This is a genomic window from Citrobacter sp. wls613 (genome assembly GCF_005281195.1).
In the GTDB taxonomy this organism is placed as follows: Bacteria; Pseudomonadota; Gammaproteobacteria; order Enterobacterales; family Enterobacteriaceae; genus Citrobacter; species Citrobacter gillenii.
This window is the reverse complement of record NZ_SZXN01000079.1, coordinates 1-22,547: the sequence shown is the minus strand read 5'-3', so window position 1 is coordinate 22,547 and position 22,547 is coordinate 1. Positions and strand designations below refer to the sequence as shown.

Here is a 22,547-nt window from a genome sequence, read left to right as displayed (position 1 = left end):
AAAAAAAGGGGCTACCTTTCGGTAGCCCCTTTTTATTCCGCATCGATGTTATTTCACCGAATCGGTAAGCCTGAAACGCGTTTGCGACCTCAGGCATTTTCCTTCTTTTGCAGGTGAGTCTTACTTTCTTTCTTATTGTACGGTGGAGCGAATCAGGTAATCAAAGGCGCTCAGTGAGGCTTTTGCACCTTCGCCGGTAGCTATGATTATCTGTTTGTACGGCACGGTGGTGCAGTCACCCGCAGCGAAAACCCCTTTCACGCTGGTTTCACATTTGGCATCAATAATAATTTCGCCCATGCGATTACGCTCAACGGCACCTTCCAGCCAGTTGGTGTTTGGCAGCAGGCCAATCTGCACAAAAATACCCGCCAGTTCCACATTGTGGACGTCGCCGCTGACGCGATCGCGGTATTCCAGACCGGTCACCTTGCTACCGTCACCCTTCACTTCAGTAGTTTGCGCATTCAGAATAATGTCGACGTTTTTCAGGCTACGCACTTTATTTTGCAGAACCTGATCAGCCTTCATTTCCGGCGCAAACTCAAGCAGCGTCACATGTTCAACTATACCGGCCAGATCGATAGCCGCTTCAACGCCCGAGTTACCGCCGCCAATCACCGCCACGCGTTTGCCTTTAAACAGTGGGCCATCACAGTGCGGGCAATAGGTTACGCCTTTGGTCCGATACTTATCTTCGCCCGGTACGTTCATGTTGCGCCATTTGGCACCGGTGGCAATAATAATGCTGCGTGCTTTTAGCACCGCGCCGGAGGCCGTTTCAATCTGGTGCAAGCCGCCTTCCTGCGCAGCAGGAACCAACTTGCTGGCGCTCTGGCTATCAATCACATCAACATCATAGTCATCAACATGTGCTTTCAGCGCGCCTGCCAGTTTTTGACCTTCGGTTTTCGGCACCGAGATATAGTTTTCGATATCAACGGTATCCAGCACCTGACCGCCAAAGCGTTCACCCATCAAGCCGGTACGAATACCTTTACGTGCGGAATACACTGCCGCCGCCGCCCCTGCAGGACCCGAACCGACGATCAGCACATCATAGGCATCACGTTTATTCAGCTCTTCTGCCGCGCGCTTCTCAGCACCGGTATCGACTTTGGCGACGATTTCCGTCAGCGTCATACGCCCCTGACCAAACTCTTTGCCGTTCATATACACGGCCGGAACACCCATCACGTTGCGATCGGTAATCTCATTCTGGAAAGTACCGCCATCAATCGCCGTATGCTTGATACGCGGGTTCAGCACCGACATCAGGTTCAGCGCCTGCACCACGTCAGGACAGTTGTGGCAGGACAGTGAATAATAGGTTTCAAACTCAAAATCGCCATCGAGATCGCGGATCTGCTCCAGCAGAGACTGCGCTTCTTTTGACGGATGACCACCGGTCCACAGCAGCGCCAAAACCAGAGACGTAAACTCGTGGCCCAGTGGAGAACCGGCAAAACGCGGTCCCTGGTGAGAACCTGGATTAGTAATCAGAAACGATGGCTTACGTACTGCCAGCGTGTTGTCTTCTTTAAAGATTACTTTCTCTGACAGTTCAGCAATTTCAGTTAGCAGTTCCTTGATTTCTGCCGATTTAGCGCTGTCATCCAGCGTAGCAATCAGCTCAACAGGTTTGGTCAGTTTCTCAAGGTAAGCCCTGAGCTGGGTTTTCATATTTGTGTCGAGCATTGTTCTTCCCTCTCTGAAAACATCATCATGCAAGCCGATTTCACGGGACTGCATCAATGCAACTTGCATCATGATGCTGGAATAAAATGGGCGCGCCTGCGCCCATGATTGACGTAATTTCCTAAGTATTTCGCGTCAGAGCAAGGCGGCTAGCCTGGTAATCCCCGGGAGCTTACAGAAGTAAGTGACCGGGGTGAGCAGGCGACGCCAACACGGCTATGACGTGAAAGACGACGGAAATTTAGATTTTACCGACCAGGTCCAGGGACGGCGCTAATGTAGCTTCACCCTCTTTCCACTTCGCCGGGCACACTTCGCCAGGGTGAGAAGCGACATACTGCGCGGCTTTAATTTTACGCAGCAGGTCAGACGCATCGCGGCCGATACCTTCAGCGGTAACTTCGATCGCCTGGATGATACCCTGCGGGTCAACAACGAACGTTGCGCGGTCAGCCAGACCTTCATCTTCACGCATGTTGTCGAAGTTACGGGTCAGGGCGCCAGTCGGGTCACCGATCATCGCGTATTTGATTTTGGCGATGGTGTCAGAGCTGCTGTGCCAGGCTTTATGCGTAAAGTGGGTATCGGTAGATACAGAGTAAACGTCTACGCCCAGCTTCTGCAGTTCTTCGTAATGGTCTGCCACGTCGCCCAGTTCAGTCGGGCATACGAACGTAAAATCAGCCGGGTAGAAGAAGAAAACACTCCAACGACCTTCGATATCTTTCTCGGTAACTTCGATGAACTCACCGTTTTTGAACGCCTGGTTTTTGAAAGGTTTAATTTTGGTATTAATCAAAGACATCTGTACTTCCTCCGTGTTTTCGTTGAGGGATAAGTTAACGAAAATCTTTCATCAGGGCTAATGCGTTTCCTTTATCAAATCAATAAGCGTTAACTAACAACCGACTCAACAAAATGTTGTGAAACCGTAGCAAAAAGTAAAAAGGCCCCCTTTGCAGGGAGCCCATTACCCGAGTTACCCGCAGATAACTTCAGTGCCAGCGGACTGGCTAAGTGTTGCGCTCTACATTACCTTAACAAAGGTTGTAACAGCGATTGGGATTACATCACCCCACTCAAGAAAGGGCAATCGACAGACCGTCGGTCTTACCTATGGCTGTGATAGGTTTTGCAATTCAGCCCCCTTTCCTTTTGATTTTATAAGGAAAATCAATGTTTAAACGTACATTACTCTTCGCTTTGCTCCCTGCCGTCGTGCACGCCGAAGAACTCCCTGCCCCGGTAAAAGCCATCGAAAAACAGGGCATTACCATCCTCAAGCCGTTTGACGCGCCAGGTGGAATGAAAGGTTACCTGGGAAAATACCAGGATATGGGAGTGACTATCTATGTCACGCCTGACGGGAAACACGCCATTTCCGGCTACATGTATAATGAAAAAGGCGAAAACCTCAGTAATACATTGATAGAAAAAGAAATCTATGCACCTGCTGGCCGTGAAATGTGGCAGCGCATGGAAAAAGCGTCGTGGATTCTGGACGGGAAAAAAGACGCGCCGGTTATTGTCTATGTTTTCGCCGATCCCTTCTGCCCATATTGCAAACAATTTTGGCAACAGGCACGTCCATGGGTTGATTCAGGAAAAGTACAACTCCGGACATTGTTGGTCGGCGTAATCAAGCCCGAGAGTCCGGCAACCGCCGCAGCAATTCTGGCCAGCAAAGATCCGGCTAAAACATGGCATGACTATGAGGCCTCTGGCGGTAAACTCACGCTGAAAATGCCAGAGACGCCCCCTTCCGAGCAGCTGAAGGTATTGAATATCAACCAAAAATTGATGGATGACTTGGGCGCTAACGTCACGCCGGCAATCTACTACATGAGCAAAGACAACACATTACAACAGGCCGTCGGGCTGCCGGATAAAGAAAAACTGGACATTATAATGGGTAATAACTAAAACTAATATTATGAGTGATTGTTATCATTCTCATTTCAATCACTCATGATGCATTTTCTACTCGTCAAATTAATACTGACTGTGATACTTTAGTTTAAGTTAACTATTCATTAAGCGTATAAAAGATTCTTAAAAGAAATAACTTGCAATTCAAATATATAAAAATGAAATATTTCCACATAAAATAACAATGAGAATATACATATGGCTAACCTCTATGACCTTAAAAAATTCGATCTCAACCTATTGGTTATTTTTGAGTGTATTTATCAACATTTGAGTATCAGTAAGGCCGCCGAAACGCTGTATATCACGCCATCCGCCGTAAGTCAGTCGTTGCAAAGACTACGCACACAGTTTAATGACCCTCTATTTATTCGGTCTGGTAAAGGGATCACGCCTACGGTGACAGGCATTAACCTGCACCATCATCTTGAGCAAAATCTTAACAATCTGGAGCAAACGATAAATATCATGCATAGCTCCAGCCTGAAAAAGAAGTTTGTCATTTACTGCCCACAACTTGTTACCGGTTTTAATATAAAAGAGTTAATTCATTATCTGAGAGAGGATGCCGATGTCGAAATTGAACATCATGATATATTAATGTCAGCAGAAACGGCTGAAAACATATTGGCTTATCGCAAAGCAGATCTGGTCGCTACTATTGTACCCGTGCGCAATCGTTCCATTATCTGCGCCCCGTTCAAAACCATCGAAGGTGTATTGGTTTGCAGTAGCAACCACCCCAGAATAAATGCTTCAAGCACACTTAAACAAGTACTGGAAGAACAGTTTACCTCTCTTCTCTCTGAAGAACTGGGTATGAAAGAGTACCAGTCAAAAACTAACGAATTTATGGCCAATCGTAATATAGGGTTTAGCAGCGACTCTCTTATTTCAATTACCAACGTCATTTCCAGCACTGATATCATCGGTATTATTCCCAGAGTCATTTTCGAGCACTACGCACCTATTTTCAATCTAAAAGAAATAGATATTGGTATAAAGATACCGTCAGCCGAACTTTTTCTGATGTATAATCGCGCCTCACTTAACAACAGCGGCTTTGCTGAATATATAAAAAGAATTATACCCGCTAGCGAATGAGCCAACATCGTTTATTTTTTAATTCAATACATGCGCGATATTAATCAATGGAACCCATACACCAAGTAAATATATTTAAAAAAGTTGCGTGACCCGTAAATTAGCATATCTTATTGCAACCATTTATTATGTATAAAAATAATAAAGTTACGACCTGAGCTTGATATGTCTGTTTATAAAATACCGCTAAGTAAAAATGTACTTGAAGCCGCTCAGGAGCGCATTACGTGGACGCTGGAAACGCTGCCGCGCATTTGTGTTTCATTATCAGGTGGCAAAGATTCAGGGGTGATGTTGCATCTGACGGCCACACTGGCCCGTCAGATGCATAAAAAAATTCACGTATTATTTATCGACTGGGAGGCCCAGTTTTCCTGCACTATCGACTATGTGCAGGCATTGCGCGAACATTACTCCGACGTTATTGAACGGTTTTATTGGGTCGCCTTGCCGTTAACCACGCAAAATTCACTCTCGCAATTTCAGCCGGAATGGCAGTGCTGGGAGCCGAATACGCAATGGGTTCGCCAACCGCCAGCAGATGCCATTACCGATCCCGAGTTCTTCCATTTCTATCAGACCGGAATGACCTTTGAACAATTCGTTCGCGAGTTCGCTGACTGGTTTTCAGAAAAGCGGCCGGCCGCAATGCTGGTCGGGATCCGTGCCGACGAGTCATATAATCGCTTTGTCGCGATTGCCAATTCACATAAGCAGCGGTTTGCCGATGATAAACCCTGGACCACCGCCGCGCCTGGGGGACATACCTGGTACATTTATCCCATCTATGATTGGAAAACGGCCGATATCTGGACCTGGTTTGCTAAAACCAATATGACATGCAACCCCTTGTATAACCTGATGTACCAGGCCGGTGTCCCGACGCGATACATGCGCATTTGCGAGCCCTTTGGCCCGGAACAACGCCAGGGCCTTTGGCTCTATCACGTTATTGAACCGCAGCGATGGGCAGCCATGTGCGCCCGCGTGAGCGGCGTTAAAAGTGGGGGTATTTATGCCGGTCATGACAACCATTTTTACGGACACCGGAAAATATTAAAACCGGATCATTTAAGCTGGCAAGAGTACGCCATGCTGCTACTAAACAGCATGCCAGAACAGACAGCTGAGCACTATCGCAACAAAATCGCCGTCTATATTCAGTGGTATAAGAAAAAAGGTATGACCGATATTCCGCAAAATCAAGACGGTGATATTGGGTCCAGAGATATCCCCTCATGGCGGCGAATCTGCAAAGTCCTGTTGAATAATGATTACTGGTGTCGGGCGCTTTCTTTTAGTCCAACAAAGTCAAAAAGCTACCAACGCTATAACGAACGCATGAAAACAAAACGTCAGGAATGGGGGATTTTATGCAACAACGATTAACACAGGAGCTCCTCGGTTTTCTTTCTGAACTCCCCGAAAAAGAGCGAATTGAGGCCATAAATGAATTCAGAATAGCCATCCACAGCGTCAGTCCTTTTCGCGAAGAGCCGGTAGATTGTGTGTTATGGGTCGAAGGAAATCATATTACGCCTAACGACTACAACCCTAATAACGTGGCGCCGCCGGAGAAAAGACTGCTGCTGAAATCCATCGAGGCAGATGGATTTACCCAACCCATCGTTGTGGTTCACTCAACGGAAGAAGAATATGAAATCATTGATGGTTTTCATCGACATGAATTAGGCAAAAGCAAACCCTCGCTGAGATCCCGACTAAAAGGTTATTTACCCATCACCTGCTTGCAGCGTGAACGCCATGAACGCATGGCGGCAACGATTCGTCACAACCGTGCTCGCGGACGGCATCAAATCCACGCCATGTCTGAAATTGTCCGTGAATTATCACTCCTCGGCTGGAGTGAAGAAAAAATCGGTAAAGACCTCGGGATGGACAGTGATGAGGTATTACGTCTCAAGCAAATCAACGGTCTGCAAGAATTGTTCGCCGACCGCCGATTCTCCAAAGCCTGGACGGTGAAGTAACTACAGCGCGGCCAGGCGTTCTGCTGCCGCCAACAGCGTCGATTCCTGCTTGGCAAAACACAGGCGAATCAACTTGTGTGGGAAAGGATCGGCGCAAAAAACTGACAGAGGGATCGCTGCTACCCCCACCTCTTTGGTCAGCCACTGGCAAAACGCCACATCATCGAGATCCGAGACGGCACTGTAATCGATCAGCAAAAAATACGTCCCTTCGCAGGGCAAAATGTCCAAACGACTGTCACGGAGTGCGTTCACCAGCACATCACGTTTTCGCTGATAAAACGCGGGCAGGTCGCGGTAATGCGTTGGGTCGGCCCGCAGCATATCCGCCAGTGCCAACTGCGCTGGCGTATTGACCGAGAAGGTCAAATACTGGTGTACCTTACGTAATTCGACGCTGATGTTTTTTGGCGCCACACAGTACCCAACCTTCCATCCGGTCATATGGTAGGTTTTGCCGAATGATGAGACCGCAACCGCACGCTCGCGCAGCTGCGGATGTGCCAGCACGCTGGCATGCCCTTGCGCGGCAAAGCAGATGTGTTCATAGACTTCATCGCTTACCACAAAAATATCGCGTGCTTTAATGGCCTGCCACAGCACATCAAAGTCTGCTTTTTGCCAGACGGTGGCAGAGGGGTTATGCGGTGTGTTGAGGATCACCAGTCGGGTCCTGTCGCTCAACAACGCGGTAAATGCCTGCCAGTCCACGCGAAAAGATGGCGGCTGCAGCGCGATACGTTTAACCACGCCGCCAGATAGCGCCACCGCGGGCGCATAGCTGTCATAGCTCGGGTCAAAACAAATCACCTCATCGCCGGGTCGCACTAAGGCCGTAATCGCCGAGTACAGTGCTTCCGTCGCTCCCGCCGTCACCGTAACCTCACTGTCAGCATCCGGTTTATAGCCGTATAACTCGGCGGTTTTGTCGGCGATGGCTTCACGCAGCGGCTGCACACCTGTCATGGGAGCATATTGGTTCGCCCCTTGCGCTACATGGTACGCCAGGCGTTCTTGCAGATAGTGTGGGCCGTCAAAATCCGGGAATCCCTGCGACAGGTTAATCGCCTGATGTTCCTGTGCCAGGGCGCTCATTTGCGAGAATATGGTAGTGCCTAAATTGGGGAGTTTGCTTTGCACAATCAGCGAGTTATTACTCATTATTGTTATCCTGACGTGTGATGTTGTGGTTGAAGCCACTATAACACGATGTTAGTATTTGGCAATCAAGACGTTTAGACGTCCATATAAAAATAACCTGCGTGGACAGGACAGCCAAAAGGACAACACAACATGAGTCAGAGCGAAATTCGCGTCGTCGTCGGCCCGGCCAATTACTTTTCCCATACCGGCAGCCTGTCCAGACTGCATGATTTCTTCACCGCCGACATACTGTCGCGCGCCGTCTGGGTGTATGGTGAGCGTGCTATCGCCGCTGCCCGTCCCTATCTGCCTGGCGCATTTAATTGTGACGGGGCAAAGCACCTACTGTTTACCGGTCATTGCAGCGAAACAGACGTTCAGCAACTGGCAGAAGATGCCGGTGATCGCCGCAGCGTGGTGATTGGCGTGGGCGGCGGCACATTACTCGACACCGCCAAAGCGCTGGCCCGTCGTCTCGGTTTGCCTTTCGTGGCGATCCCAACCATTGCCGCGACCTGTGCGGCCTGGACGCCGCTCTCCGTGTGGTACAACGATGCCGGTCAGGCGCTGCACTTCGACATTTTCGATGACGCCAACTTTCTGGTGCTGGTGGAGCCGCAGATTATCCTCAATGCACCAGAGGAATACTTACTGGCGGGCATCGGCGACACGCTGGCGAAGTGGTACGAAGCAGTCGTGCTGGCACCGCAGCCCGAAACGTTGCCGCTGACCGTGCGCCTGGGGATTAACGGCGCGCTGGCTATTCGCGACGTGCTGCTGCAATACAGCGAGCAGGCGCTGGCTGATAAAAAGCAGGGGAAACTCAGTCAGGCGTTTTGCGATGTGGTGGATGCAATCATTGCCGGCGGCGGCATGGTGGGCGGTCTGGGCGAGCGTTACACCCGCGTGGCGGCGGCACATTCGGTGCATAACGGTCTGACGGTGCTCCCGCAGACGGAGGCGTTTTTACACGGTACCAAAGTGGCCTACGGCATCCTGGTACAGAGTGCGCTGCTGGGGCAAGACGATGTACTGGCTCAACTCACTTCAGCCTACCAGCGTTTCAATTTACCCACCCGGTTGGCCCAGTTAGACGTGGATATAAATAACCGTGCTGAGATCGATAAGGTGATTGCGCATACACTGCGCCCGGTGGAATCCATTCACGCACTGCCGGTCACGTTAACGCCAGAAACCCTGTGCGCGGCGTTTGAGAAGGTGGAGTCGTTTACGGTGTGAGTGCGATGTGGGTTACCTGATGGTGGGTTGCCTGATGGCGGGTTGCCTGATGGTGGGTTGCCTGATGGCGGCTTCGCCTTATCAGGCCTACGCAATGCGGTGTTGTAGGCCGGATAAGCGTCAGCGCCATCCGGCAAAAAATCAACAGCACTTCGCGCCGCCTTTGCCCCCATAGCGCGCATCCTGACGCTCACGGAAGAATTCTTCGTAGGTCATCGGCGCCTGCTCCGGATGCGTGACGCGCATATGCTCAACATAGTTGTCATAATCCGGCACGCCAATCATCAGGCGGGCGGTTTGACCTAAATATTTCCCGGCTTTTGCGAGTGTTTCAAACATAGTCATTCCCTGTCATGCAAACGCCCTCCCCGCTGCGGAGAGGGCTTGTGGGTTATGAGAATATTAGTGTGCGCCTTTCGCCTGCGCCACGATTTCTTCGACATTCTCTGGCATCGGTTCGTACGGCGTTTCTTTTGACGTCGGTTTGTCCTCTTTCAGCGCAGCCCTCGCCGCTTTAATGGCGAACAGACCCAGAACCACCACCACCACCATGAAGAAGATGGTCAGTCCAGCATCCAGACGGTTGTTAAACACCAATTGTGAAAGCTGCGACTGGGTGTATTGCGCCGGAATGTTACCGCTGTCGATCATCGCCTGGAACTTGTTGGCGATCGCCAGGAAGCCAATTTTGGTATCCGGGCTAAACGCTTTCTGCCAGCCGGCGGTCAGAGTACAAATCAGCAGCCAGGCGGTTGGCACCAGCGCCACCCATGCGTAGCGCTGACGTTTCATCTTGAACAGTACCACCGCACACAGCATCAGCGCCATGCCAGCCAGCATCTGGTTGGCGATACCAAACAGCGGCCACAGGGTGTTGATACCGCCTAATGGATCCACCACGCCCTGGTGCAGGAAGTAACCCCAGGCCAGCACGCACAGCGCCGTTGCCAACAGGTTCGCAGGCAGTGAATCAGTACGCTTCAGGCCTGGTGACACCACGCCCAACAGGTCCTGCAACATAAAGCGTGCAGCACGCGTACCGGCATCGACCGCGGTCAGAATAAACAGGGCTTCGAACAGAATAGCGAAGTGATACCAGAACGACACATCCATCATGCCACCCAGCGCACCATGCAGAATGTACGCCATCCCTACCGCCAGCGTAGGCGCACCGCCCGCACGAGAAATAATGGATTGCTCGCCCACTTCGTTAGCGATTTGATGCAGGGTATCCGGGGTAATGGCAAAGCCCCAGCTACTGACCACCTGCGCCGCAGAAGCGACCACATCCACCGTGCCTGCAGGTGCCAGCACCGCCATCGGGCTGTTCATAGCAAAATACACGCCCGGATCGATGATACACGCAGAGACCAGCGCCATGATGGCGACAAAGGACTCCATCAGCATCCCGCCGTAGCCGATAAAACAAGCCTGCCCTTCATTTGCCAGCATCTTCGGCGTGGTGCCGGACGCAATCAGCGCATGGAAGCCAGAAACCGCCCCGCAGGCAATGGTAATAAACAGGAATGGGAACAGGTTGCCCGTCCACACCGGACCGGTACCGTCAACGAATTTGGTCAGCGCAGGCATGGTCAGCGTTGGACGCATGATCAGAATGCCCACCGCCAGACCGACAATAGTACCAATCTTCAGGAAGGTAGACAGGTAGTCACGCGGTGCCAGCAGCAGCCACACCGGCAGCACGGCGGCCACGAAGCCGTAACCCACCAGCATCCAGGTCAGCTGTACACCGGTAAAGTCAAAGTACGGTGCCCAGGTTGGGCTTTCAGCCACCCAGCCGCCGGAAATAATGGCAAACACCAGGAATACCAGGCCGATAATCGACACCTCACCAATGCGACCCGGACGCAGATAGCGCAGGTAAATGCCCATAAAGATCGCCAGCGGGATGGTAAACGCTACGGTGTAGGTTCCCCACGGGCTGTGGGTCAGCGCTTTCACGACGATCATCGCCAACACCGCGAGGATAATCACCATGATCATAAAACAGGCCACCAGCGCAATCACGCCCGCCGTTGGGCCCATCTCTTCTTTCACCAGTTCGCCCAGGGAACGACCATCGCGACGGGTGGAGACAAACAGCACCATAAAGTCCTGCACCGCGCCCGCCAGTACCACCCCGGCCAGTAGCCAGATCATGCCCGGCAGGTAGCCCATTTGCGCTGCCAGCACCGGTCCGACTAACGGACCCGCTCCGGCAATCGCCGCAAAGTGGTGACCAAACAATACTTTTTTATCGGTAGGAACGTAATCCAGACCGTCGTTATGCCGCACGGCTGGCGTCATACGCGTCGGGTCCAGTGCCAGCACATTTTTCGCGATGTACAGGCCATAAAAACGGTAGGCAATAAGATAGACACAGACCGACGCCACCACAATCCACAGCGCGTTGATCTGTTCACCACGGTTTAACGCAATATATCCCAGGGCAAATGCTCCGATAACGGAGAGCAATGTCCAGAGAAGGTATTTCCCTGATTTATTCATGGTTGTTGTCCGTTTGCGTGATCCAGAAAGATGTTACATTTTGTTTCTATAACACCTTTCCTGAATTTAACAACCTGACAACCACATAAACCTGAGACTCTACTGACTATTTACATTGCATTGTTAACTAGATCACTTCATTTACCTGTTAAGCCTGCAATTTCATTTTACGTTGTCGACAATGTCACCCCATCACCGCCGTGCCTAAGCGACAGGTACAGCAGCGCCGTCCTTGCTCATCAAAAATCACGATCTCCCAGCTTTGGTTCTGCCGCCCGAGATGCAGCGGCTGACAAACGCCGCGCACTTTTCCCTGCGATACCGCACGATGGTGGGTAGCATTGAGTTCCGTACCGACCACACATTGTCCATCGCGGGTCATCATGTAGCCCGCCATCGATCCCAGCGTTTCCGCCAGTGCCGCCGACGCGCCACCGTGCAGCAGACCAAACGGCTGATGGGTACGATGGTCCACCGGCATTTCAGCTTCCAACACGTCATCGCCCAGCCGGGTATAGACCACGCCTAAATGCGCCACCAACGTGTTCTGGCTGGTGGCATTGAGTTCATCGAGCGTGAGGTGTCGTTTCCAGATCATCATTACGCTCCCAGCGTCGAGCCGCCGTCCACCACGATATCCTGCAAGGTGATATGGCTGGCCAGATCGGAGGCGAGGAATAAGACAGTGTTGGCGATTTCCTGCGGACGAGCAATCTTACCCAACGGAATGCCAAGCTTAAACTGCTCGCCAAACCCGCGAATACGCTGCTGTTCGGCGTCGTCACTGACCCACAGCGTACGTTGCATATCGGTGTCGGTCGACCCCGGCGAAACTACATTACAGCGCACGCCACTCGTAGACAGTTCCAGACCGACGGTCAATGCCAGGCTTTTCAGCGCGGCTTTTGACGCGCCGTAAGCGCTCATACCGATGCGTGGCGTATGTGCCGCATCCGATGCAACGGTGACTATCGCCCCGCCCTGCTGGCGGCGAAACTGCGCCATGGTGTGCTGAAACAGATTGAACGCGCCGCCCACATTGACAGCGAAGGTCTGCTGCCAGTCCTCAGCGCTCAGCGCGTCGGTTGGCCCCATACGTAAAATCCCGGCGGCGTTGACCAGCACGTCCAGCCGCTCGGTGTTCGCCAGCAAGCGCTCGCACACCTGCGCCACCTGCGGTGCGTCCGCCACATTCATTACCTCGGTGGCAAACGGATAAGCTTCACCGTCAAACGCCAGATCGAAGCCGGTCACCCGCGCACCCGCGTCAACAAACGCCAGCGCCGTGGTGTAACCAATGCCTTTTCCTGCGCCGGTGACCCAGACGGTTTTGCCTTTGAAATCAAACCCAACCATTACTTCACCTCGCGGGAAAGCAGTTTCCACCAGGCGTCAATGGTCGGATTTTTCGCCAGCATCACGAAGTCGATATCGCCATGCACTTTACGCCAGCGGGCGGCCAGCGCCATCATCCGTACCGAATCCAGACCGTAGTCGATCAGGTTTTCGTCATCCAGCGGCTCATCAGATTCATCCAGCAATGGCAAAATTACGCTGCGTAGCACCTCTTTACTGGCAGGCACCGGCGTTGGCAAGAGTTCCTGCGTCATCACCACCCGACCAGAGCGTCCGGCAACATATTTCAGCGACATCAGGTGTTCGTCGCGGCTAAAGTCAGCCAACGCATCGGCCACCATAAACGGCTTAATGTCGCGCATGAACGCGTCGGTTGCGGTGGTCATACAGCCAATATGCGCGTAGACGCCGGTAATAATCAGCTGATTACGCCCGGTTTCTTTCAGCATCTGTTCCAGCGGGGAGCGATGAAACGCGCTGTAGCGCCATTTCACCAGGATTGTATCCGCTTCGTCCGGGGCCAGCGCATCGACAATCTTCTGCTGTTCCGGCGAGCGCGTCAGCCCCGGTCCCCACATATCGTTCAACAGGGCACGGTCTTCATCGCTTTGATCTTTCGGCTGGGCAGTGTAATAGACCGGAATGTTATGCGCTTTGCAGTACTGGCGCAGCGCGGCAATATTGGCCACTACCTGCTCCATCATCGGGCAGTTATCGCCCCAAAAACCGATAAAATAGTCCTGCATGTCGTGGATCAGCAGCGCAGCACGCTCGGGTTCAAACGCCCAGTCAACTTTATTGGCGGGAACATCAAGCGCGGTGGGCAGCGCATAAGCCTGCAGTTTAGGAATTGCCATCTCTTTTCTCCTTCAGGCCAGTGAACGTGATGCCAGCCACTGACGTAATTGTTTTTTATCCACTTTCCCGACCGGGGTTAGCGGCAGCGACGCCACGCACTCGACGCGGTCCGGTAATTTGAACTCCGCCACGCCCTGCTCACGCAGGAAACGACGCACCTGAACTGCGCGCAGCGGTTCTTTCACCACCAGACAGGCACAGCTTTTCTCGCCCATCAACTCATCGTCCACGCTGACCAGCGCCGCATGAACCACCGCCGGGTGGCGCAGTAACAGGTTTTCTATCTCTTCGGCGGCGATCTTCTCCCCGCCCCGGTTGATCTGATCCTTCTCGCGCCCTTGTACGGTGATGTAACCATCATGATCGATGGCGATCAGGTCGCCTGAGCAGTAGAACCCGTTGGCATCAAAGGCGCTGGCGTTGTGTTCAGGGCTGTTGAAATAGCCGCGGAAGGTATACGGCCCGCGCGTCATCAGGCGTCCGGTCTCACCCTGCGGCAAAGGATTACCGTCGACATCGGCCACCCAGACCTCGTCATCCGGGCACATCGGGCGTCCCTGGGTATTGATGATTCGCTCAGGACTGTCGTCCAGACGGGTGTAGTTCACCAGCCCTTCCGCCATGCCGAAGACCTGCTGTAACTGACAGCCGATCTCTGCCGGAATACGGGCGGCAAGCGAAGCAGAAAGCCTCGCCCCACCGACCTGCAACAGTTTCAGCGATGCCAGTTGCGCATGACTGCCCCATTCTGCAATCGCCTGCAGCCACAGGCTTACCGCCGGGGGAACCAGCGCCGTGACGTTAACCTGATGCTTCTCAATCAGCGGGAAGCACAGCGTGGCGCTCGGGTCCGTCGCCAGCACCACGGTTCCACCGGCGAGGAACACGCCCAGCGCGCCCGGTGAGCTCATGGCGTAGTTATGCGCGGCCGGGATCGCACACAGATAGCGCGTTTCTTCGGTAAAATGGCAAATTTCGTTGCTGCGCCGCACGCTGTAGTAATAATCGTTATGGGTACGCGGGATCAGCTTCGGCGTCCCGGTGGTGCCACCGGAAAGTTGGAAATACGCCACTTCATCGGCAGGCGATGGCGTGGCGGTAAAATTGTGAGCAGGCTGGCTTATCGCATTTTGCAGGTTGTGTTCACCCTCGTCATTGAGCAGCAGCACCACGCGTAGCGAGCTGTGATCACTCACAAATGCGTTCAGGAAATCATCCGCAGCAAACAGCGCATGTGCGCGGTCAGCAATCAGCAGCACCGGTTTGATTTGCGTCGCGTAGGCGTTGAGCTCAGTGCGTTGATGGCTGTACAACCCAAAAACCGGAGCCACGCCCAGCTTGAGCAGCGCAAAGAAGGTGATATACAGCTCCGCCACATTGCCCAACTGCACCAGCGCGGTTTCACCGGGTTTAATGCCCTGACGACGCAGGCTGCTGGCAAGATTGTCTGCTGACTGGTTAAGCTGGCGGTAGCTCAGATGCCGCGCTCCATCAATCACCGCCGTATGGTCACTGTCGGCATGACGGGTCAGAATGTCGGTCAGCGGCAGATCCTGCCAGTAGCCTTTTTCACGGTAATGGCGGGCAAATTCTTCCGGCCAACGGGTGAAAGGAATACTCATTATCGCTCCTTAGAGGCCTGGTCAATAAGGCTCTTAATGCAGTCCAAAAACATTCAACATGGTCGAAAGCTTGGCACCCGTTTCACGCCATTCGGCAACCGGGGAAGAGGCAGGCACAATGCCGGCACCGGCGAAGAAACGCACCTGATTACGCAACAGCTTCGCGCAGCGGATCGTCACCACCCACTCGCCATTGCCCTGCGCATCACACCAGCCGACAATGCCGCCAAACAGTTCGCGCTCGAACGGCTCCAGCTCGGCAATCAGTTTCTGCGCAACGTGATGTGGAAAACCGCTCAGCGCTGGCGTCGGATGCAGCAGACAGGCCAGCGTCAGCGCGTTTTCCTCGGGATTAGCTTGACCCTCAAATGGCGTACCGAGATGCCAGAGCGTGGGCGTGGTGACCAGTTGAGGAGAAGACGGCAGTTGCAGTTCACGACTGCGATCGCGCAGTACCGTTTTCATAGCCTGCGTCACGAGATCGTGTTCATGGCGGTCTTTCTCGGAGGCCAGCAGGCGGATCCCGGCTTCTCTGTCCAATACGTCATCCGGCTGACGCCGCGCCGAACCCGCCAGTGGCAATGAACTGAAATGGTCACCGTCTTTACGTAACAGCAACTCCGGACTGGCGCCGATCAATACGCCGCCATCTTCGATCGGCACATGGAAGTTGTAACTTGCCGGATTTTGCGCCACCAGACGCTCCAGCAGCGCACCGCTGTCAATGTTGGCGTCGGCGGTGATATCGATCAGCCGCGACAACACCACTTTGTCCACTTCCGGGGTGGCGGTCCGGGCCGCCGCCTGGGCGACCATGTGTTCAAATACGTCCTGCTCGGGAATCGCTTTACGTTCCACGACGCTCAGTGACTGATGCGCGGTAAAGTAGCGCGACGATTGTTGCTTCGCCGTGCGGGAGAAGCTCTGCCAGGATCGGGGGATAAACAGCGACGATGGCTGGCGGGTATCAAAGGGGATGGCCCCAACCATGATGGGATTAGCGATACCCTGCGATTTGGCATCGGCAAACAGGGCGTGCATTTTTTGCTGGAACGGGCTGTCCGGTGAATCCCCATCAACTGCCGGTTCCGCATAGCGGGCAAAGCATCCTGACGTCGTAAAGCTACGGTACGGCGACATAAAGAAAAAACTGTCGGGAGCAAGTGTTGCCATAGTCTGCGGTATTTCCTCGGCCAGTGACGTATCCATATCATCCTCCAAAAATGATAAAGGTTTTAATAATGATTATCATTTATATTTTCGGTCGCTAACCTAAAAGCAAAGCGCCGGTATGTCAACTCTTGCCGTCACACAATGTGCGACTTAGGCTTGCATCCCTGCCCGCTAACAATGAAAATGAGAAGCATTAACTATATTGATAACAGGAAACTTATTCGTGCAACTCCCCGCGTTTTACCGAACGGCGCTCTTATTGGTTGGGCTGTCTCTTTCAGGAATTTCTTTAAGCCATGCTGCTGACTGGCCGCGTCAGGTCACCGACAGCCGTGGGACTCATACGCTGGAACAGAAGCCACAGCGCATTGTCTCCACCAGCGTGACGCTGACCGGGTCGCTGCTGGCCATTGATGCGCCAATTATCGCCAGCGGGGCCACCACGCCGAATAACCGCATCGGCGACGCACAGGGTTTTTTACGCCAGTGGAGCGAGGTGGCAAAAGCCCGCAAGCTGAGCCGTCTGTATATTGGCGAACCGAGCGCCGAGGCCGTTGCCGCACAAATGCCGGACCTGATTCTGATCAGCGCCACCGGCGGTGATTCTGCCCTCGCCCTGTACGATCAGCTGTCCACCATTGCCCCCACGCTTATTATTAATTACGACGACAAAAGCTGGCAGTCGCTGCTGACGCAGTTAGGTGAGATCACCGGGCATGAACAACAGGCGGCGGCACGCATTGCCGAGTTTGATAAGCAGTTGCAGGCGGTTAAGCAGCGCATTACCCTGCCGCCACAGCCGGTCAGCGCGCTGGTGTACACCGCCGCCGCGCACAGCGCCAACCTGTGGACGCCAGAGTCTGCGCAGGGCCAGCTGATGGAGCAGCTCGGTTTCACGCTGGCACCGCTGCCTGCCGGACTGCATACCAGCCAGAGTCAGGGCAAACGTCACGACATTGTGCAGCTTGGCGGTGAGAATCTGGCAACCGGACTGAACGGCGAGGCGCTGTTCCTGTTTGCAGGCGACAGCAAAGATGCCGACGCCATTTACGCGAACCCGCTGTTGGCACACCTGCCTGCCGTGCAGAATAAACGCGTCTACGCACTGGGCACTGAAACCTTCCGTCTGGATTACTACAGCGCCACGCTGCTGCTGCAACGCCTCTCCGCACTGTTTTAATCTTTAGTGCCGGATAAGGTTTACGCCTTATCCGGCATTCACCGGCATCTGCCGAAAACGACGGACCTCACTCAACAGCAACAGCAGCAACAGACCAACGATAGCCAGGCCGAATCCACTGACGCTTGCCGACGCGACCGGCGTCATCATCGCACCCAAACCGCCTAACAGCGCTGCGCCGATGGCATCGCCGGTGACGTTCTGTGCGGTCCACAAACCGTTAATGCGCCCGAGCATCGCTTCCGGCGTCTGCGTCTGTAACAGGGTGTACTGCAACAGAGAACTCACCGCGCTCAGCCAGCCAAACAGCGCCAGGCAGACCACGCCCAATTGCCAGACCGGCATCAGTCCAAACAGACCAATTGCGAGGAAGGACGCCACGGTCGACGTCAGCATAATCAAACCAGGGCGCACGCTGTGCGCCAGTTGCCCACTGGTCAATGCGCCGATGGCGGCACCCAGCGGGATCGCCGCATACAGCAGACCAATCTGGGCGCTCGACATCTGCCAGCTCATCGCCAGCGCCGGGTAAAGTACGCGCACAGCGCTGGCCATGGTCAGCAGGCCGCCCAACAGCGCAATACCGCCAATCAGCGGACTGGCAAGCAGGAAACGAAATGCTGCCAGCAGGGATTTCAATGGGTGTTCACGTGGCTGGGGCGGCGGCGGTAACGCAGGAAGGCTCAACAACGGCAGTAAGGTAATAAAAGTGCCTGCCGCCGCCAGACCATAGTTCCAGGCCACGCCGCCGGTGGCGAGCAGTACCCCACCTACCATCGGCGATATCACCGATCCCAGGCGCACCGTCAGCATGGTGATGGCCCCCGCCTGCATCAGGTTTTCACGCCCAACCAGCGCCGGCGTTGCCGCCAGCAGCGCCGTAACGCCCAATGAAGCAAAAAAGCCGTCCCATAAACCGAGGATATAAATTGCCAGCAGCGACGGTTCCGGGAGCAGCGCGTTCAGACACAGACCAATAAAGCCAATGCCGCAGGTGCCACGCGCCAGCAGGATCACTTTTTTACGCTCATAGCGGTCGGCCAGCACGCCGCCGATCATCAAGCCAATAAACATCGCGCTGCCGGTGAGCGTTACCGACAAACCAACCTGCCAGGTCGACTGGGTCATCATCTGGATCTGTACCGGCACCGCCACGCCGAGTAGTCCCAGAGAGACGATGGAAATAAAACGGGCAAGGAAAACGGCGCGAAATGCAGGGTGGGTCTTTAGCAGGCTGAGATTGAGCAGCCAAGATTGTCGATTCATTACAGAGCCTTACCAGGTACTTTTTCAATATCCATTCAATGGCTGCACATGCTAACATACCTAAATAAGATCGATAACGATAATTACTATCATTATCAAGGATAGTTGATATGTCATGCTCTGTTTCCGCGACACGCGCCTTTGCCGTGCCCGGACTGTTGTTATTACTTGTTGTCACCACGGTATTAAGTCTGGTTATTGGCGCCAGGTCGCTCCCTGCCTCCGTGGTGCTGGATGCGCTCACCGGCAGTTGTCATAGCGCTGATTGCACCATTGTGCTGGACGCGCGGCTCCCGCGTACGCTGGCAGGATTGCTCGCAGGCGGCGCGCTGGGACTGGCGGGTGCCTTGATGCAAACGCTGACCCGGAATCCGCTGGCCGACCCCGGTATTCTTGGCGTCAATTCTGGTGCCAGCTTCGCCATTGTGCTGGGGGCCTCGCTGTTCGGTTTCTCCTCCCCGCAAGAGCAACTGCTGATGGCCTTTTCCGGGGCGCTAGCCGCGTCGCTGATTGTCGCCTTTACCGGCAGCCAGGGGGGTGGTCAGCTCAGCCCGGTTCGCCTGACGCTGGCTGGCGTGGCGCTGGGGGCAGTACTGGAGGGATTATCCAGCGGCATCGCCCTGCTCAACCCTGACGTCTACGATCAACTGCGTTTCTGGCAGGCCGGTTCGCTGGACATTCGCAGTCTGCAAACCCTGAAAGTGGTCCTGATCCCGGTACTGATCGCCGGAGCCGTAGCCCTGTTCCTCAGCCGTGGTCTGAACAGTCTGAGCCTGGGCACGGATACCGCCACTGCGCTGGGCAGTAAAGTCGCCCGTACGCAGTTTATCGGTCTGCTGGTAATCACCGTCCTGTGCGGAAGCGCGACCGCGATTGTCGGCCCTATCGCTTTTATCGGCCTGATGATGCCGCATATGGCGCGCTGGCTGGTGGGAGCCGATCACCGCTGGTCGCTGCCCGTCACCTTACTGGCAACGCCTTCCCTGCTGTTAATTGCCGATATTATCGGTCGCCTGATTGTGCCCGGTGAGCTACGCGTATCGGTGGTCAGTGCGTTTATCGGCGCGCCGGTGCTTATTTTTCTGGTACGCCGTAAGCAGCGTGGAGGTGGCGCATGATGCACCTTTCTCGTCGACTGATGATCAGTTGCCTGCTGCTGGTTGTGGGCTGTATCGCCGTCGGATTATGGAGCCTGCGTAGCGGCGTTGTGACGCTGGAAACGCAGCAGATCATTGCCGCCCTGCTGGGCGATGCACCGCGCAACATTACGCTGGTGGTGACGGAATGGCGTTTACCGCGCGTGCTGATGGCACTACTGATTGGCGCGGCGCTGGGCGTCAGTGGCGCAATATTCCAGTCGCTGATGCGTAACCCGCTGGGCAGCCCGGACGTGATGGGCTTCAATACCGGCGCCTGGAGCGGCGTGCTGGTGGCGATGGTGCTATTTGGCCAGCATCTTACCGCCATTGCGCTGGCGGCCATGCTCGGCGGGGTCCTGACCTCGCTGGTCGTCTGGGCGCTGGCCTGGCGCAACGGTATAGAAACGTTCCGCCTGATTATCATCGGCATCGGCATTCGCGCCATGCTGGTGGCGTTTAACACCTGGCTGCTACTGAAAGCCTCCTTAGAAACCGCGCTGACGGCCGGACTGTGGAACGCCGGATCGCTCAATGGTCTGACTTGGGCGAAAACCTGGCCATCCGCGCCGCTGATTATTCTGATGCTGGTGTGCGCCACGCTGCTGGTGCGCCGCCTGCGCTTGCTGGAAATGGGTGATGACAGCGCCTGTGCGCTGGGCGTCAGCGTCGAACGTTCGCGTTTAATGATGATGCTGGTGGCGGTAGTACTGACCGCCGCCGCCACTGCGCTGGCGGGGCCTATCTCGTTTATTGCCCTTGTCGCACCGCATATAGCCCGTCGCCTTAGCGGCACTGCTCGCTGGGGATTAACCCAGTCAGCGCTGTGCGGCGCACTGTTACTGCTGATGGCCGATTTATGCGCCCAGCAGCTATTTTTGCCTTATCAGCTTCCGGTCGGCGTTGTCACCGTAAGCCTCGGCGGTATTTATCTTATCGTCTTGTTAATTCAGGAGTCCCGCAAAAAATGACCGAATCAGTAGCCCGTTTGCGTGGCGACCAGTTAACGCTAGGGTATGGCAAGTTTACCGTGGCAGAAAACCTCGACGTGTCGATCCCCGACGGCCACTTCACCGCCATTATTGGCCCCAACGGCTGCGGGAAATCAACGCTGCTGCGCACATTGAGCCGTCTGATGACGCCGGCGCACGGCAAGGTGTGGCTGGATGGCGAACATATTCAACATTACGCCAGTAAAGAGGTGGCGCGTCGCATTGGCCTGTTGGCGCAAAACGCCACTACGCCGGGCGATATTACCGTACAAGAGCTTGTCGCCAGAGGCCGTTATCCGCATCAGCCGCTGTTCACCCGCTGGCGTAAAGAAGATGAAGACGCGGTGATGAACGCTATGAAGGCTACCGGGATCACCCACCTGGCAGCACAAAGCGTAGATACGCTTTCCGGCGGACAGCGCCAGCGAGCGTGGATCGCCATGGTGCTGGCGCAGGAAACGTCAATCATGCTGCTTGACGAGCCGACCACCTGGCTGGATATCAGCCATCAAATAGATCTGCTGGAACTGCTCAGCGAGTTAAACCGCGAGAAGGGCTATACGCTGGCCGCCGTGCTGCACGATCTGAACCAGGCCTGCCGTTATGCCACGCATTTAATCGCGCTTCGTGAAGGGAAGATTATTGCCGAGGGTGCGCCGAAGGAAATTGTTACGCCGCAGCTTATCGAAAAGATCTACGGACTGCGCTGCATGATTATTGACGATCCGGTGGCCGGAACGCCGCTGGTGGTGCCTCTCGGGCGTCAGAAATAACGTTATTTATTGTATGGCGACGTGTTCGTCGCCATACAATAATAAATCACACCAGTTGCTGCCCAAGGATCGCAATATCACGTTTACGCGATAGCATGGCATAATTCAGCAGCGTCCCACCGCACGCCGCCATTCCACCCAACAGCGCCGCCAGAATAACGATCATGGATTTCGCGGGGCCGTCTTTTTTCACTGGCAGAGACGAGGCAAGTTGATATTTAAACGGTGAGAATTTGACGTCACTGACATTCATCGCCAAGAGCTGTTCAACGTGATACTGGCGGTTACGCAATTCACCGTTGATCTCTGCTACATCGGTTACTGATTTTTCGATTTCTAATTTACGCGCAATGCCATCCGCACCCAGCGAAATAGAGAAATCAGGATCGTCCTTCACGGCTTGTCCATTACTGTAAACCGGTTTTTTGATGCCAGCCGCATTCGCAATTTCGAGTGAATAATTCAATCTCTGAATGTTTGCATCCAATTGATTCTTCAGTCTGATTCGGTCCATCGCCAGTCGTTCTTTCTCAAAGCTGGTTTTGAGGTAATGACTCCAACTTACTGATAGTGTTTTAT

General features: G+C 54.1%; 20 protein-coding genes and 1 pseudogene. 9 read left to right on the top strand and 12 right to left on the bottom strand.

Annotated features, from left to right (window positions below):
* Positions 1 to 132: 132 nt before the first annotated feature.
* Together ahpF and ahpC are read right to left on the bottom strand one after the other, a co-directional pair.
* On the bottom strand, positions 133 to 1,698 hold the full coding sequence (gene ahpF / locus FDX01_RS18845) for an alkyl hydroperoxide reductase subunit F (RefSeq protein WP_137400280.1): 1,566 nt from the start codon (positions 1,696 to 1,698) through the stop codon (positions 133 to 135).
* Between the two features lie 241 nt (positions 1,699 to 1,939).
* Positions 1,940 to 2,503: an alkyl hydroperoxide reductase subunit C gene (gene ahpC, locus FDX01_RS18840; RefSeq protein WP_115259117.1), complete on the bottom strand. Its 564-nt coding sequence runs from the start codon at positions 2,501 to 2,503 to the stop codon at positions 1,940 to 1,942.
* A 371-nt stretch (positions 2,504 to 2,874) separates the two neighbouring features.
* Between ahpC and dsbG the strand changes: the two genes are divergently transcribed.
* The 4 genes from dsbG (at position 2,875) to FDX01_RS18820 (ending at position 6,722) form a co-directional block, all read left to right on the top strand.
* Positions 2,875 to 3,621, top strand: a complete 747-nt coding sequence (gene dsbG, locus FDX01_RS18835; protein ID WP_115259118.1) for a thiol:disulfide interchange protein DsbG — start codon at positions 2,875 to 2,877, stop codon at positions 3,619 to 3,621.
* A 204-nt stretch (positions 3,622 to 3,825) separates the two neighbouring features.
* Positions 3,826 to 4,731 (top strand): LysR family transcriptional regulator, encoded by a 906-nt coding sequence (locus FDX01_RS18830; protein ID WP_115259119.1) that lies wholly within the window; start codon positions 3,826 to 3,828, stop codon positions 4,729 to 4,731.
* Positions 4,732 to 4,896: 165 nt separating this feature from the next.
* A complete protein-coding gene (locus FDX01_RS18825) occupies positions 4,897 to 6,120 on the top strand; it encodes a phosphoadenosine phosphosulfate reductase (protein ID WP_137400279.1) in 1,224 nt (407 codons plus the stop codon).
* A complete protein-coding gene (locus FDX01_RS18820) occupies positions 6,105 to 6,722 on the top strand; it encodes a ParB/RepB/Spo0J family partition protein (protein WP_096757924.1) in 618 nt (205 codons plus the stop codon). Before FDX01_RS18825 ends, FDX01_RS18820 begins: the two co-directional genes overlap by 16 nt.
* Here FDX01_RS18820 and FDX01_RS18815 read toward each other — a convergent pair whose 3' ends face one another.
* On the bottom strand, positions 6,723 to 7,883 hold the full coding sequence (locus tag FDX01_RS18815; protein ID WP_137400278.1) for a pyridoxal phosphate-dependent aminotransferase: 1,161 nt from the start codon (positions 7,881 to 7,883) through the stop codon (positions 6,723 to 6,725). It lies immediately after the preceding gene.
* Positions 7,884 to 8,015: 132 nt separating this feature from the next.
* Between FDX01_RS18815 and FDX01_RS18810 the strand changes: the two genes are divergently transcribed.
* On the top strand, positions 8,016 to 9,104 hold the full coding sequence (locus FDX01_RS18810) for an oxidoreductase (RefSeq protein ID WP_137400277.1): 1,089 nt from the start codon (positions 8,016 to 8,018) through the stop codon (positions 9,102 to 9,104).
* Between the two features lie 141 nt (positions 9,105 to 9,245).
* Here FDX01_RS18810 and FDX01_RS18805 read toward each other — a convergent pair whose 3' ends face one another.
* From FDX01_RS18805 to entC, 7 genes are all read right to left on the bottom strand, one after another.
* Entirely contained in the window at positions 9,246 to 9,443 is a 198-nt protein-coding gene (locus FDX01_RS18805) for a YbdD/YjiX family protein (RefSeq protein ID WP_096757928.1), read from the bottom strand.
* Between the two features lie 63 nt (positions 9,444 to 9,506).
* Positions 9,507 to 11,612 carry a pyruvate/proton symporter CstA gene (gene cstA, locus FDX01_RS18800; RefSeq protein WP_137400276.1) on the bottom strand — a complete coding sequence of 702 codons (2,106 nt, stop codon included), beginning with the start codon at positions 11,610 to 11,612 and terminating at the stop codon, positions 9,507 to 9,509.
* A gap of 184 nt (positions 11,613 to 11,796) precedes the next feature.
* A complete protein-coding gene (gene entH, locus FDX01_RS18795) occupies positions 11,797 to 12,210 on the bottom strand; it encodes a proofreading thioesterase EntH (RefSeq protein ID WP_115259979.1) in 414 nt (137 codons plus the stop codon).
* A 2-nt stretch (positions 12,211 to 12,212) separates the two neighbouring features.
* Entirely contained in the window at positions 12,213 to 12,968 is a 756-nt protein-coding gene (entA, locus tag FDX01_RS18790) for a 2,3-dihydro-2,3-dihydroxybenzoate dehydrogenase EntA (protein ID WP_137400275.1), read from the bottom strand.
* Positions 12,968 to 13,825, bottom strand: coding sequence for an isochorismatase (locus tag FDX01_RS18785; protein WP_117342202.1), 858 nt, complete (start codon positions 13,823 to 13,825; stop codon positions 12,968 to 12,970). Before FDX01_RS18785 ends, entA begins: the two co-directional genes overlap by 1 nt.
* Positions 13,826 to 13,837: 12 nt before the next feature.
* Positions 13,838 to 15,448: a (2,3-dihydroxybenzoyl)adenylate synthase EntE gene (entE, locus tag FDX01_RS18780; protein ID WP_137400274.1), complete on the bottom strand. Its 1,611-nt coding sequence runs from the start codon at positions 15,446 to 15,448 to the stop codon at positions 13,838 to 13,840.
* A 33-nt stretch (positions 15,449 to 15,481) separates the two neighbouring features.
* Complete coding sequence (gene entC, locus FDX01_RS18775; protein ID WP_117342200.1) at positions 15,482 to 16,657, bottom strand: isochorismate synthase EntC; 1,176 nt, start codon at positions 16,655 to 16,657, stop codon at positions 15,482 to 15,484.
* A gap of 187 nt (positions 16,658 to 16,844) precedes the next feature.
* On the opposite strand from entC, the gene fepB reads away from it, so the two are divergent.
* Entirely contained in the window at positions 16,845 to 17,801 is a 957-nt protein-coding gene (gene fepB / locus FDX01_RS18770) for a Fe2+-enterobactin ABC transporter substrate-binding protein (protein ID WP_117342199.1), read from the top strand.
* Positions 17,802 to 17,828: 27 nt separating this feature from the next.
* Here the strand turns inward: fepB and entS are convergent, their stop codons facing one another.
* Entirely contained in the window at positions 17,829 to 19,067 is a 1,239-nt protein-coding gene (entS, locus tag FDX01_RS18765; RefSeq protein ID WP_096757935.1) for an enterobactin transporter EntS, read from the bottom strand.
* Positions 19,068 to 19,177: 110 nt separating this feature from the next.
* On the opposite strand from entS, the gene fepD reads away from it, so the two are divergent.
* From fepD to fepC, 3 genes are read left to right on the top strand one after another with little or no spacing between them, the layout of a single operon-like run.
* Positions 19,178 to 20,185 (top strand): Fe(3+)-siderophore ABC transporter permease, encoded by a 1,008-nt coding sequence (fepD, locus tag FDX01_RS18760; protein ID WP_096757936.1) that lies wholly within the window; start codon positions 19,178 to 19,180, stop codon positions 20,183 to 20,185.
* Positions 20,182 to 21,174: an iron-enterobactin ABC transporter permease gene (gene fepG, locus FDX01_RS18755; protein ID WP_161959009.1), complete on the top strand. Its 993-nt coding sequence runs from the start codon at positions 20,182 to 20,184 to the stop codon at positions 21,172 to 21,174. The genes fepD and fepG overlap by 4 nt, the downstream gene beginning before the upstream one ends.
* The gene (fepC, locus tag FDX01_RS18750; protein WP_115259131.1) at positions 21,171 to 21,968 is read left to right on the top strand and encodes an iron-enterobactin ABC transporter ATP-binding protein; all 798 of its coding nucleotides are present in this window, start codon (positions 21,171 to 21,173) and stop codon (positions 21,966 to 21,968) included. The genes fepG and fepC overlap by 4 nt, the downstream gene beginning before the upstream one ends.
* A 46-nt stretch (positions 21,969 to 22,014) precedes the next feature.
* Here the strand turns inward: fepC and FDX01_RS18745 are convergent.
* Positions 22,015 to 22,547: pseudogene (locus FDX01_RS18745) on the bottom strand (LPS O-antigen length regulator); the annotation flags it as partial.